This is a genomic window from Rhodospirillales bacterium, from assembly GCA_014323865.1.
GTDB lineage: Bacteria > Pseudomonadota > Alphaproteobacteria > SP197 > SP197 > SP197.
The window spans coordinates 130015-142893 of the sequence record JACONG010000006.1 but is presented as its reverse complement, the minus strand read 5'-3'; the positions used below and the strand labels follow the sequence as shown (position 1 = coordinate 142893).

The window sequence follows — 12879 nt, the reverse complement described above, 5'->3', positions numbered from 1 at the left end:
TGCCGATCCGATGCGATTATCCCGCTACTTCCTGCCTACGCTCAAGGAGACGCCGGCTGAGGCGCAGATCGTCTCCCATCGCCTGATGCTGCGGTCCGGTCTGATCCGTCAGGCCAGTGCCGGGATCTATTCCTGGCTGCCGCTGGGCTTCCGCGTATTGCGCAAGATCGAGAACATCATCCACGAAGAGATGACCGCGGCTGGTGCGCAGGCCGTCCTGATGCCGACGCTGCAGCTCGCCGACCTGTGGCGCGAAAGCGGGCGTTACGACGCCTATGGCCCCGAGATGCTGCGCATCACCGATCGCCACGACCGCGACATGCTCTACGGACCCACGAACGAGGAGCAGATCACCCAGATTGTGCGCGACGACATCCTCAGCTACCGCGATTTCCCGAAGAACCTCTATCACATCCAGTGGAAGTTCCGGGACGAGATCAGACCGCGCTTTGGTGTGATGCGCGGCCGCGAGTTCCTGATGAAGGACGGCTACAGCTTTGATCTCGACTTCGAGTCGGCCAAACGCTCCTACAACATCATGTTCGTCGCCTATCTACGGACCTATGCGCGCATGGGCATCAAGGCGATCCCGATGAAGGCCGATTCCGGGCCGATCGGGGGGGATCTGAGCCACGAGTTTGTCATCTTGGCCGACACCGGCGAGTCGGCCGTCTATGCTGACCGACGCTTGCTGGAGATGGATTCCCGCGCTGACGACGTCGATTTCGATGCCGACCTGGAGCCGCTGGTCCAGAGCTGGGCATCGCTCTATGCCGCGACCGATGAGAAGCACGACCCCGCCAACTGCCCGGTGTCCGGCGACGACCTGGTCGAGGCGCGCGGCATCGAGGTCGGCCACATCTTCTACTTCGGCACCAAGTACTCCGAACCGCTTGGGTGCGCCGTGACCATGTCCGACGGCGAGCGTCGCCTGATTCACGGCGGCTCGTACGGCATCGGGGTGTCGCGCCTGGCCGGCGCGATCATCGAGGCGAGCCACGACGACGCCGGCATCATCTGGCCCGACGAGGTGGCGCCGTTCGATGTCGGCTTGATCAACCTGAAGTCGGGCGATTCCGATTGCGACGCAGTGGCCGCCGATCTTTACGACAAACTGTGCGCAACGGGCATTGAGGTGCTCTACGACGACCGTGAGGAGCGGGCGGGCGTAAAGTTTGCCGACATGGATCTGATAGGACTGCCCTGGCAGCTCACGGTCGGGCCGAGGGGCGTGAAGGCCGGCACCATAGAACTGAAGCGTCGCGCCAGGGGCGACAAGCAGGAGCTCGGCATGGACGTCGCACTCCAGCGCATCATCGACAAAGACGCGTGATCTCAGCGTTCGAGCGCGCTGTTGCCTTCCGCTACCTGCGCTCCCGGCGTCAGGAAGGTTTCATTTCGGTCACGGCCGGCTTTTCGCTGCTGGGGATCTGCCTCGGGGTCGCAGCGCTGATCATCGTGATGTCGGTGATGAACGGTTTCCGCCACGAGCTCATCGGCCGCATCCTCGGGTTCAACGGCCACATCACGATCATCGGAGCGTCCGATGGCATCGCCGATTACCCGACGTTCGCGGCCGATCTCGAAGCCGTCCCGGACTCGATCCTCGTCATGCCGCTGATCGAGGGGCAGGTGCTGGCAACCTCGCCCTACGGTCAGTCGGGCGTGATTGTGCGCGGTGTTCGGCCCGAAGACCTCCTGCGGCAGAAGCTGGTGGCCGAGAATGTGAAGATCGGTGATGTCGCGGACTTTGGGCAGGAGCCCGGGGTCATTGTGGGCACACGCCTGATGCATCGCCTCGGCCTCAACTACGGCGATCAGATCAATCTGATCTCGCCCCAGGGCGTACCCACGGCTTTCGGCACCATCCCGCGCTCAGTGTCTTATCCGGTGATCGGTGCCTTCGAGGTCGGCATGTTCGAGTTCGACGCGGGCATCATCTACATGCCGCTCGACCAGGCGCAGGTCTACTTCCGCAAGCCTGAGACCGTCACCCAGATTGAGATCATGGTGGCCGAGCCCGAGGACCCCGGCGACGCCCGCGACGCGGCCTTCCAGATCGCGCTGGAGCGCGGCACCCAGGGGCTCAGGATCGCGGACTGGCAGCGTACCAACAGCCACCTCTACGGCGCGCTTCAGGTCGAGCGGAATGTCATGTTCCTGATCCTCACGCTGATCATTCTGGTTGCCGCCTTCAACATCATCTCCAGCCTGATCATGCTGGTGAAGGACAAGAACGGCGACATCGCTATCGTCCGCACCATGGGCGCCTCACGCGGCAGCGTGATGCGCATCTTCCTGCTGACCGGCGCCTGCATCGGCGTCGCCGGCACCATTCTCGGATTCGTGCTCGGGGTACTGTTCTGCATCCACGTTGAGGAGATCAGGCAGTTCGTGCAGTTCGTCCTCGGCGCTCGGCTGTTCCCTGCCGAGATCTATTTCCTATCCCAGTTACCGGCGAAGATCGACTGGACCGAGGTCGCGACCATCGTCGGCCTGGCGCTTGGATTGACGTTCCTGGCCGCGCTCTATCCGGCCTGGCGCGCCGCCCGTGTCGAGCCGGCCGAGGCACTACGTTATGAGTGATGTGGCCCTCGAGTTGCGCAACGTCCGGCGCACCTTCGTTCAGGGCGAGCGCCCCCTTGATGTGCTCAAGGGGGCGTCGATGACGCTGAACAGGGGTGAAATCGTCGCGCTGGTGGGCCCCTCCGGCGCGGGCAAGTCTACATTACTCTATATCGCGGGCCTGCTCGAAGCTGCCGATGGCGGCGAGATCGTGCTGGCCGGTGAGGTGTGTAATGCGCGCAACGACAGCAGCCGCACCGCCCTGCGTCGCCGCTACCTGGGCTTTGTCTATCAGTTCCATCATTTGCTGCCCGAGTTCTCGGCGCTGGAGAACGTCGTCCTGCCGCAGATGATCGCCGGCAAGGGCCGTCGCGCAGCCCGCAAGCGGGCCACCAATCTGCTCGACGGTCTGGGGCTGGCCGACCGGCTCGATCACCGGCCCGCACGGCTGTCGGGCGGCGAACAGCAGCGCGTGGCGATTGCCCGTGCACTGGCCAACGAACCAGACGTCCTGCTGGCCGACGAACCCACCGGCAATCTCGATCCCGAGACCGCCGAGGAGGTTATGGTGCAGCTCACCGGAGAGGTACGGGGCAGGGGGCTCGCCGCGCTCGTGGCGACCCACAACATGCCGCTTGCCGAGCGCATGGACCGCATTGTCCGCATGGAAGATGGCCACCTCATCGAGGTCTGAACCTTATCCACGACATTTACAACGGGCGGTATCCGGCTCGCGTGAGCCCGACCCGATCTTGTGGAATGCTGCGCCATGAGCTTCGTCCACCTCCGTGTCCATTCGCCGTATTCGCTACTCGAAGGGGCCGTGAAGATCCCCAAGCTGGTGGATCTCTGCGCCGAGAACGGCATGCCGGCCATGGCGATCTCGGACACGGGCAACATGTTCGGCGTTCTGGAGTTCTCCGACGCCTGCGCGGGCAAGGGTATTCAGCCGATCATCGGCACGCTGCTCGCAATTCGCTACGACGAGCGCATGTCGCGCGATCCGGAGGAGGCCGAGCGGGTCGTCCTGCTGGCTCAGAACGAAACCGGCTATGCCAATCTACTCGATCTCGTCAGCAAGTCCTTCATCGAGTCCGAACCAGGCGACATCGCCAGCATTCCGATCGACGATCTTGAGGGACGCACGGACGGCCTCATCTGTCTGACCGGAGGCGTGCTGGGACCCATCGCGCGCCGTCTGCTTGAGGGCAGTGCGGTCGAGGCCAAGGCGCTGATCCAACGTTTTTCAGGCCTGTTTGCTGGCCGTCTCTATGTCGAGATCCAGCGGCACGACATGCCCGAGGAACACCAGATCGAGGCGGATCTGATCGATCTGGCCTACCTCCACAATCTGCCGCTCGTTGCGACGAACGACGTTATGTTCACCGATGCCGCCATGCACGAGGCGCACGACGCCCTGATGTGCATTGCCGGCGGCACCACTGTAAATCGCCAGGACCGGCGCCGGGTTTCGCAGCATCACTATTTCAAGACGGCCGAGGAGATGGTCGACCTTTTTGCCGACCTGCCCGAAGCCATCGCCAACACGCTGGTGATCGCGCAGCGCTGTGCCGTGATGTCGCCCAAGCGCAAGCCAATCCTACCGCCCTATCCCTCCGGGAATGGTGCCACCGAAGAGGACGAGTTGCGCCGTCAGGCGGCCGAAGGGCTTCAGGAGCGGCTGGAACGGCATGTCTTCTCCGCCGAGATGGACGAGGACGAGCGTAAACGTGTCGGCGAAGAGTATTGGGAACGGCTCGACTTCGAGCTCGGGATCATCGTGAAGATGGAGTTTCCCGGCTACTTCCTGATCGTTGCCGACTTCATCAAGTGGGCCAAACAGCAGGGCATCCCTGTGGGGCCGGGCCGCGGTTCGGGCGCCGGTTCGGTCGTCGCTTGGGCGCTGACGATCACCGATCTTGATCCGATTCGCTTCGGATTGCTGTTCGAGCGTTTCCTCAATCCCGAACGTGTGTCGATGCCGGACTTCGACGTCGACTTCTGCCAAGACCGACGCGACGAGGTCATCTCCTACGTCCAGGACCGCTATGGCCATGACAAGGTGGCCCAGATCATCACTTTCGGAACGCTCCAGGCCCGCGCGGTGGTGCGTGACGTCGGCCGCGTACTTGAAATGCCCTACGGCCAGGTTGACCGGCTGGCCAAGCTTGTCCCGGTCAACCCGGCCAACCAGATCTCGCTGCAACAGGCGCTCGACAGCGAGGAGTCGTTGCAGGAAGCGCAGTCCGAGCCTGAGGTCGCCCATCTGATCGACACCGCGCTCAAGCTTGAAGGGCTCTATCGCCACGCCAGCACCCACGCCGCGGGTGTGGTCATCGGCGACCGTCCGTTGCAGCAGCTGATCCCGCTCTATCGTGATCCGCGTTCGGAAATGCCGGTCTCGCAATTCCACATGAAAGACGTTGAGAAGGCCGGTCTCATGAAGTTCGACTTCCTGGGCCTCAAGACCCTGACCGTGCTGCAGCGCGCGGTCGAGTTGCTGGCGGAGAATGGGGACAACATCCAACTCGACCAGCTGCCGCTCGACGACCGGGCGACCTTCGATATGCTGGGGCGTGCGGAGACCGTGGGTGTGTTCCAGTTGGAAGGCCAGGGCATGCGCGATGCGCTGCGCCAGCTTTTGCCCGACTCGATCGAGGACATCATCGCGCTGGTTTCGCTCTACCGGCCGGGTCCGATGGAGAACATCCCGCTCTTCTGCAACCGCAAGCACGGCCGCGAGGAGGTTGACTACCTCCATCCCAGGCTCGAGCCTGTGCTAAAGGAGACCTACGGCGTCATCATCTACCAAGAGCAAGTGATGCAGATTGCCCAGATCTTGGCGGGTTACAGCCTGGGCGAAGCCGATCTCCTGCGCAGGGCGATGGGCAAGAAGATCAAGGCCGAGATGGCAGCGCAGCGCGAGCGGTTCGTCTCTGGCGCTGTCGAACGGGGTGTCGACGACCAGAAGGCGAGTTACATCTTTGATCTCGTCGACAAGTTCGCAGGCTACGGCTTCAACAAGAGTCATGCGGCGGCCTATGCCATCGTCGCCTACCAGACGGCGTGGCTGAAGGCGAACCACCCCGTCGAGTTCCTCGCCGCCTCGATGACGCTCGACATGGGCAACACCGACAAGCTCAGCATCTTCAAGCAGGAACTCGACCGGAAGGAGATTCCGCTGCTGCCGCCGGATGTGAACCGCTCCGGCGTCGCCTTCACCGTTGAACGGCCCGAGGGCGTGCCGGCGGCGGTGCGTTATGCTTTGGCGGCGGTCAAGAACGTCGGCGCCCAGGCCATGGAGGACCTTGTCGCCGAACGCCGGGAGAACGGCGCCTTCGAAAACCTTTTCGACTTTGCGGAACGGCTCGACCAGAAGGTCATGATCAAGCGCCAGCTCGAAAACCTGGCCCGCGGCGGCGCTTTCGATGCACTGGAAATGAATCGTGCGCAGGTCATCGAGAACGTCGATCTTCTGGTGCGCTACAATGCGGTGGTGGCCGAAGAGCGCGACAGCCGGCAGGAGAGCCTGTTCGGCGGCGCGAGCGGCAAGCCTGATATATCGCTGCCGGTTCTCGCCGCCACGGAGCCCTGGATTTCCGCCGATGCCCTCAAGGAGGAGTTCGAGGCGATTGGTTTCCATCTGACCGCCCATCCGCTCGAACCCTACCGTGATGCGCTCAATCAGCTCGGCGTTGTCAGTTTTGCCGAAGCCGAGGCGGCGGCCGTCAGCTCCGGCGCCTCAGTCTTCAAGCTCGCCGCCGTGCCCGTCAGTCGGCGGGAACGGTCGAGCGGCAGTGGCAACCGCTTTGCCTTCGCCGTGGTCTCCGATTTCTCCGGCAGCCACGAGATCGTCCTGTTCTTCGAAGTGCTAAGCGCCTCACGCGAGCTACTCGATGCCCAGAGCCCGCTCCTGATCGAGGCGGACGCCCGGGTCGACGGCGAAACCGTGAAGTTCTCCGCCCGCAGGATCGACGCCTTGAATGATGCAGCCGCGCGCACCTGCTCCGGTTTCCAGATCCAGGTGACCGCCGAGGTGAACACCAATCGCTTGCGTCAGATTCTCGAGCGCGCGGAGCGGGGCAGGGGAACAATGACCCTGGTCTTTGATCGTAGCGGGGGCGAGCGTGTGTCGATCGCTCTGCCGGGTCGGTTTGCGCTGTCGCCCGGTCTGAGGGCTCAGATCGAGTCTCTCCCGGGGGTCGAATCGGTCGGGGGTGCGTCGTCGTCGTTATCCGGCGCTGCGCACCGAAGCGCCCATGACGCTTGAAACTGCAGTCGGCGTACTCTAAAGATTCACTCGCAATCTCAAACCCACACGCGGACCACAGGCTCCGGGACGTTCTGCGTCCTCGCCGTCCGGTGCCGGCCTATGCCGGTTCTGTTCGCGGAGGACTAACCGGAGAAGGAGACGACATCAATGGCGATGCCGCAGTTTACTATGCGTCAGCTCTTGGAAGCGGGCGTTCATTTCGGTCACCAGACCCGGCGCTGGAACCCGAAGATGCAGCCGTTCATCTTCGGTGAGCGCAACGACGTTCACATCATTGATCTTCAGCAGACCGTTCCGCTGTTGCGCCACGCGCTGCAGCAGGTGCGCGACGTGGTCGCCGCCGGCGGCCGTGTGTTGTTCGTCGGCACGAAGCGCCAGGCGCAGGAGCCAGTCGCGGATTCCGCGCGACGCTGCGGTCAGTATTTCGTCAACCACCGCTGGCTCGGCGGCATGCTGACGAACTGGAAGACCGTGTCGAACTCGATCCGACGTCTGCGTGAGCTTGAGGAGCGTCTTAGCGAGGACACCACGGGCCTAACCAAGAAGGAAATCCTCCGCATGACGCGCGAGCGTGACAAGCTGGAACGCGCGCTTGGTGGCATCAAGGATATGGCCGGTCTGCCGGATATGCTCTTCATCATCGACACGAACAAGGAAGACATCGCGATTGCCGAAGCGAACAAGCTCGGCATTCCGATCATCGCCATTGTCGACTCGAACAGCGATCCAGAGGGCATCGACTACGTGATCCCCGGCAACGACGACGCCATCCGCGCCGTCTCGCTCTATTGCGATCTGATCTCGGGGGCCGCACTTGATGGCATACAGGCCGAACTGGCCGCCTCGGGGCAGGATCTCGGTGAGCAGGAAGACGTCCAGGAGGCCGCACTGGCCGAACCGGCTGCCGAGGAACAGAAAGCAGCAGGCGACTGACCGCGGTACGGTCGGGCAAAGGTGGGGATGTTTCCAACCCCATAGCGGAGAACAGGAAGTATGGTTGAGATTACAGCAACGATGGTCAAGGAACTGCGCGAGAAGTCAGGCGCGGGCATGATGGATTGCAAGAAGGCGCTGGCCGAAAACAGTGGCGACATGGAAGCCGCCGTCGATTGGCTGCGCACCAAGGGCCTTGCGGCCGCGCAGAAGAAGGCTGGCCGTGTGGCCGCCGACGGCCTCGTCGGCATGGCGATGTCGGCCGACGGCAAGACCGGTGCTGTCGTGGAGGTCAACGCCGAGACAGATTTCGTGGCACGGAACGAGACCTTCCAGGCATTCGTCGGCAGTTGCGCACAACTCTCGCTCAAGGCGAACAGCGATCTCGCGACACTGTCGTGCATGGCCTATCCGGATTCGGACGTCACAGTGCAGGACAAGCTGACCAATCTCGTCGCCACGGTCGGCGAGAACCTGCGGCTTCGCCGCACGGCGTCGCTGTCGGTCAGCAACGGTATGGTCACGGGCTACGTGCACTCGGCCGCGGCGCCGGGCATGGGCAAGATTGCCGTGCTGGTGGCGCTTGAGTCAGAGAGTGACGCCGGCAAGCTCGCCGAGCTTGGCAAGCAGGTCGCCATGCATGTTGCTGCGACCAAGCCCGAGGCCGTTTCGGTCGCCGGTCTCGATCCCGAGCTCATTGAGCGCGAGCGTTCGGTGCTGATCGAGCAGGCGCGCGAGTCGGGCAAGCCGGAGAACATCACCGAGAAGATGGTTGAGGGCAGGATTCGCAAGTATTATCAGGAGGTTGTCCTCACCGAGCAGGTCTTTGTCATCGATGGCGAGACGCAAGTTGGCAAGGTCGTCGAGCAGGCTGCGGGCGACGTCGGCGCGCCGGTTTCGATCGCCGGTTTCGTGCGCTTCGGCTTGGGCGAGGGCATCGAGAAGAAGGAGGAGGATTTTGCGGCCGAGGTCGCCGCGGCGGTGAGCGGTTCCTGAGAACAGGATAGGTCGCCGGAAGGTTATCAACGGCCCGCCTATTGCGAGGCGGGCCGATGTTGTTTGGATTGGTTAGGGCACAACAACGGGAAACCGGGATCGGGGCAGAGCAGATGGCATCGCTGCGTTACAAGCGTGTGCTGGTCAAGGTGTCGGGCGAAGCGCTGATGGGCGAACGGTCCTACGGCGTCGACCCGGCGCAGATGGACCGGATAGCTGCCGACATCACGGCTGCAGCCAGTCTCGGAGCCGAACTCTGCCTTGTGGTCGGCGGCGGCAACATCTTTCGTGGCGTCGCAGGCGCCGCGCAAGGCATGGAGCGCGCGACGGCCGACTACATGGGTATGCTGGCCACCGTCATCAACGCGCTGGCTCTTGAAAGCGCCTTGAAGCAGGCCGGGCTCGAAGCCCGTGTGCAGTCCGCAATCCCGATGCCGACGGTCTGTGAGCCCTATGTCCAGCCGCGTGCCGTCGCCCACCTCGAACGTGGCCGCGCTGTCATCTTCGCCGCTGGTACGGGCAACCCATTTTTCACGACCGACACCGCCGCTGCCCTGCGAGCCGTCGAGATGGGCTGCGATGCCTTCGTGAAAGCCACGCAGGTGGACGGCGTCTACTCCGCCGACCCCAAGACCGATCCCAATGCCGTACGTTATGATTATCTGACCTACACGGAAATCTTGGCACGGAATCTCAGGGTCATGGATGCCGCGGCCATCTCGCTGGCGCGCGACAATGGCCTGCCGGTCTTGGTATTCTCGCTGCACAAACAGGGCGCGCTCGCGGAAGCACTCACCGGAGAGGGCCGTTTCACTCTCATCACCGAAGGAGAAGATCATGGCTGATGCACTCATGCAGGACCTGAAGCGCCGCATGGAAGGCGCGGTGGAGGTTCTCAAGAGCGAATTCGGCGGCCTGCGCACCGGTCGCGCCTCGGTCAGCCTGCTCGACCCCGTCATGGTCGACGCCTACGGCAGCCAGATGCCGGTCAACCAGGTCGGCAGTGTGGCGACTCCCGAAGCACGTCTGTTGACGGTCCAGGTCTGGGACAAGGGCATGGTGAAGGCGGTCGAGAAGGCCATTCGTGATGCCGGCCTCGATCTCAATCCGCAGACCGACGGGCAGCTGATGCGAATCCCGATCCCGATGCTCGACGAGGAGCGCCGCGCCGAGCTCGCGCGCGTTGCGGGCAAGTATGCCGAGCAGGCCAAGGTCGCGATCCGCAACGTCCGGCGCGACGGCATGGATTCGCTCAAGAAGATGGAAAAAGACGGCGAGATCTCGCAGGACCAACAGCACAAGCGGTCCGACGAGGTCCAGAAGCTGACCGATGCCGAGGTCGCCAAGGTCGACGAGGCTCTCGAGGCCAAGCAGGCCGAGATCATGCAGATCTGACAGCAGCTCGTGGTCACCGCTGAGGAAACCAGGCCCGAATCAAGGCCGCTTGATCACGTTGCCATCATCATGGATGGCAATGGACGCTGGGCGCGTCTGCGCGGTCTGCCCCGTACCGCGGGGCACCAGGCGGGGGCGGAAGCGGTTCGGCGCACGCTGCGGGCCTGCATCGACCATGGCATCGGGCACCTCACGCTGTTTGCGTTTTCGTCCGAGAACTGGCGGCGGCCCGAGGCCGAGGTCGACGATCTCATGGGTCTGCTCCGCTTCTATCTGAATAAGGAGATTTCCCATATTAGGGGACGCCGTATTCGTCTGGATTTCGTCGGGGACCAGACGGGTCTGGCGCCTGACATCAGGGAGATCATGGCCAATGCCGAGCGCGAGACAGCCGATGGCGACGCGCTTTCGGTGCATGTTGCGCTGAACTACGGCGGACGGGATGAACTGGTGCGTGCCGCACGAAGCCTCGCTGCCGATTGCGCGGACGGTCACATCAAGGCCGATGCCATCGATGAAGACGCCGTAACCCAGCGTCTTGACACCGCCGGCATTCCTGATCCGGATCTGATGATCCGAACCAGCGGCGAGCAGCGTCTGAGTAACTTTCTGGTCTGGCAGTGTGCCTATGCGGAGCTCATTTTCGCACCGGTGCTCTGGCCCGACTTCGGCCGGGCCGACCTCGACGCGGCTATCAAGGAGTTTAACACCCGTGACAGGCGATACGGTGCTGTCGCGGTTTCCTGACCGGGCGGGTTCCGAGCTCGGCCTTCGCGTCCTCTCGGGCGTCGTTCTTGCGACGGTCAGTGTAGCGTTGGCGACGCTTGGCGGCTGGTGGTTCGCCGGATGTGTCCTGCTCCTTGCCCTTGCGGTCACGCACGAGTGGTTCGACCTGACCGGAAGTGCGGGGAAGTGGGCCTCAATGGCCTCGGTTTTTGCGGCCTGGCTCGCCATGGCATACCAGGGCGGCCTGATTCTGGCGCTTTATGTTACCGTGATGGGGGCAGCGGGCACCGCGATGTTCACCCTAATGCTGCGCCGGGGCGAAGGCGGGCTCTGGGGGGCGGCGGGCACGGTCTATGCCACGGTCCCTCTGGTTGCCCTCATCTGGATAAGCCAAGCCGAGGCCGGCTGGCAGGTCATCCTGTGGCTCTTCTTTGTGGTCTGGGCGACCGACAGCGGCGCGTTTGCGGTCGGGAAACTGCTGAAGGGTCCCAAACTTGCGCCTTCAATCAGTCCCGGAAAGACGTGGTCGGGTGCCTTCGGCGGTCTCTTCGGCGCTCTCGTTGTGGGGGTCGTCTTCGACACCTTCATTCAGGCGGATGCGGCTCAGGCCGCCGCCCTTGCGGTCGCCGTCTCGATTGCAGGGCAGGTCGGCGACTTGGTGCAATCGGGCGTCAAACGACGTTTCGGGGTCAAGAACACGGGCTCGATCATTCCGGGCCACGGCGGTGTCATGGACCGCTTGGACTCCTTGGTTGTGGCCTCGCCTGTGCTTGCCATCGTCGTTTCGGGCATCGCTTTCCTGTCGGGAGGCACACATGGCTGAAGCCAGGGCACCGCGAGCCGTTTCGATCCTCGGCGCTACGGGCTCGGTCGGCGAAAGCACGGTCGATCTGTTGCGCCGCGCGAATGGTGCCTTCACCGTCGAGGCGATGACAGCGCACACTAATGTCAAGGGACTGGCGCGCATTGCGCGCGATGTCGGAGCCCGGTTCGCTGCGATCGCCGACCCCGATCTTCACGATGCGCTCAAGGACGCGCTCGACGGTACGGGCATCGCCTGCGGTTCCGGTGAATCGGCGCTTCGGGAGGCGGCCTGCCGCCCGGCGGACTGGGTCATGGCTGCCATCGTAGGCGCGGCAGGCCTGGCGCCGACTCTCGAAGCGGTTCGGCGTGGCGCTATTGTGGCGCTGGCCAACAAGGAGGCGCTGGTCTGCGCGGGCAGCATCTTCATGCAGGAGGCGGAACGGACGGGCAGCACCGTTCTGCCGGTCGATTCCGAACACAACGCAATTCATCAGGTCTTCGATTTCGAACGGATCGAGGCAGTTCGCCGGCTGGTCCTGACCGCATCGGGAGGCCCGTTCCGCACGGCTTCGCACGAGACCATGCGCGATGCGACTCCGGCGGAGGCCGTGGCGCATCCGAACTGGAGCATGGGCGCGAAGATCTCCGTCGATTCCGCGTCGATGATGAACAAGGGCTTGGAACTGATCGAGGCCTGCCATCTCTTTCCGGTGGGGCCTGACAGGGTGGACATCGTGATCCACCCGGAATCGATCATCCACAGCATGGTGGAGTACGTCGATGGGTCCGTTCTCGCCCAGTTGGGTTCGCCCGACATGCGGACGCCGATCGCCTACACGCTGGCTTGGCCCGATCGCATGGTGGGGCCGTCGCCCCGGCTCGATCTGGTCAAGGTCGGCCGTCTGTCCTTCGAAGCGCCCGATGTTGAGCGATTCCCGGCGCTGAGACTGGCGCGGGCCGCCGCTGTCGAGGGGGGGCAGGTGCCGGTTGTTCTTAACGCGGCGAACGAAGTTGCTGTGGGGGGATTTCTGGACGCAGCCATCGGCTTTCTAGATATTGTGGCCGTCGTCGAGGAAACCGTCGATGCGATGGGATCGGGAGCGGTGGAAAGCCTCGACGATATTGTGGCTGTAGATCAGGCGGCCCGACGCATGGCGGCCGATTTCATTGGCAAACGGACATAAGGA

Annotated in this window: 11 protein-coding genes; all 11 read left to right on the top strand. The window is 63.5% G+C overall.

Going from position 1 to position 12879, the window contains the following annotated elements:
- Positions 1 to 10 precede the first annotated feature (10 nt).
- The 11 genes from GDA49_03290 (at position 11) to GDA49_03240 (ending at position 12876) form a co-directional block, all read left to right on the top strand.
- Positions 11 to 1333, top strand: coding sequence for a proline--tRNA ligase (locus GDA49_03290; protein MBC6439439.1), 1323 nt, complete (start codon positions 11 to 13; stop codon positions 1331 to 1333).
- A complete protein-coding gene (locus tag GDA49_03285; GenBank protein ID MBC6439438.1) occupies positions 1330 to 2586 on the top strand; it encodes a lipoprotein-releasing ABC transporter permease subunit in 1257 nt (418 codons plus the stop codon). The genes GDA49_03290 and GDA49_03285 overlap by 4 nt, the downstream gene beginning before the upstream one ends.
- On the top strand, positions 2579 to 3259 hold the full coding sequence (locus GDA49_03280) for an ABC transporter ATP-binding protein (GenBank protein ID MBC6439437.1): 681 nt from the start codon (positions 2579 to 2581) through the stop codon (positions 3257 to 3259). Before GDA49_03285 ends, GDA49_03280 begins: the two co-directional genes overlap by 8 nt.
- Positions 3260 to 3334: 75 nt before the next feature.
- Complete coding sequence (gene dnaE, locus GDA49_03275; GenBank protein ID MBC6439436.1) at positions 3335 to 6835, top strand: DNA polymerase III subunit alpha; 3501 nt, start codon at positions 3335 to 3337, stop codon at positions 6833 to 6835.
- A gap of 150 nt (positions 6836 to 6985) precedes the next feature.
- Positions 6986 to 7771, top strand: a complete 786-nt coding sequence (gene rpsB / locus GDA49_03270) for a 30S ribosomal protein S2 (protein ID MBC6439435.1) — start codon at positions 6986 to 6988, stop codon at positions 7769 to 7771.
- 60 nt (positions 7772 to 7831) lie between these two features.
- Entirely contained in the window at positions 7832 to 8767 is a 936-nt protein-coding gene (locus GDA49_03265; protein ID MBC6439434.1) for an elongation factor Ts, read from the top strand.
- Between the two features lie 113 nt (positions 8768 to 8880).
- Entirely contained in the window at positions 8881 to 9612 is a 732-nt protein-coding gene (locus GDA49_03260; GenBank protein ID MBC6439433.1) for a UMP kinase, read from the top strand.
- Positions 9605 to 10162, top strand: a complete 558-nt coding sequence (frr, locus tag GDA49_03255) for a ribosome recycling factor (protein ID MBC6439432.1) — start codon at positions 9605 to 9607, stop codon at positions 10160 to 10162. The genes GDA49_03260 and frr overlap by 8 nt, the downstream gene beginning before the upstream one ends.
- 9 nt (positions 10163 to 10171) lie before the next feature.
- Positions 10172 to 10909 carry a di-trans,poly-cis-decaprenylcistransferase gene (gene uppS, locus GDA49_03250; GenBank protein ID MBC6439431.1) on the top strand — a complete coding sequence of 246 codons (738 nt, stop codon included), beginning with the start codon at positions 10172 to 10174 and terminating at the stop codon, positions 10907 to 10909.
- Positions 10875 to 11711, top strand: a complete 837-nt coding sequence (locus GDA49_03245) for a phosphatidate cytidylyltransferase (GenBank protein ID MBC6439430.1) — start codon at positions 10875 to 10877, stop codon at positions 11709 to 11711. The genes uppS and GDA49_03245 overlap by 35 nt, the downstream gene beginning before the upstream one ends.
- Positions 11704 to 12876, top strand: a complete 1173-nt coding sequence (locus GDA49_03240; protein ID MBC6439429.1) for a 1-deoxy-D-xylulose-5-phosphate reductoisomerase — start codon at positions 11704 to 11706, stop codon at positions 12874 to 12876. Before GDA49_03245 ends, GDA49_03240 begins: the two co-directional genes overlap by 8 nt.
- The last annotated feature ends 3 nt before the right edge of the window (positions 12877 to 12879 follow it).

Bases quoted from the DNA above. Each gene is read 5' to 3' on its own strand.
- GDA49_03240 (MBC6439429.1), top strand. From the start codon at position 11,704: ATGGCTGAAGCCAGGGCACCGCGAGCCGTTTCGATCCTCGGCGCTACG.
- rpsB (MBC6439435.1), top strand. From the start codon at position 6,986: ATGGCGATGCCGCAGTTTACTATGCGTCAGCTCTTGGAAGCGGGCGTT.
- GDA49_03280 (MBC6439437.1), top strand. From the start codon at position 2,579: ATGAGTGATGTGGCCCTCGAGTTGCGCAACGTCCGGCGCACCTTCGTT.
- GDA49_03265 (MBC6439434.1), top strand. From the start codon at position 7,832: ATGGTTGAGATTACAGCAACGATGGTCAAGGAACTGCGCGAGAAGTCA.
- frr (MBC6439432.1), top strand. From the start codon at position 9,605: ATGGCTGATGCACTCATGCAGGACCTGAAGCGCCGCATGGAAGGCGCG.
- dnaE (MBC6439436.1), top strand. From the start codon at position 3,335: ATGAGCTTCGTCCACCTCCGTGTCCATTCGCCGTATTCGCTACTCGAA.
- GDA49_03290 (MBC6439439.1), top strand. From the start codon at position 11: ATGCGATTATCCCGCTACTTCCTGCCTACGCTCAAGGAGACGCCGGCT.
- GDA49_03260 (MBC6439433.1), top strand. From the start codon at position 8,881: ATGGCATCGCTGCGTTACAAGCGTGTGCTGGTCAAGGTGTCGGGCGAA.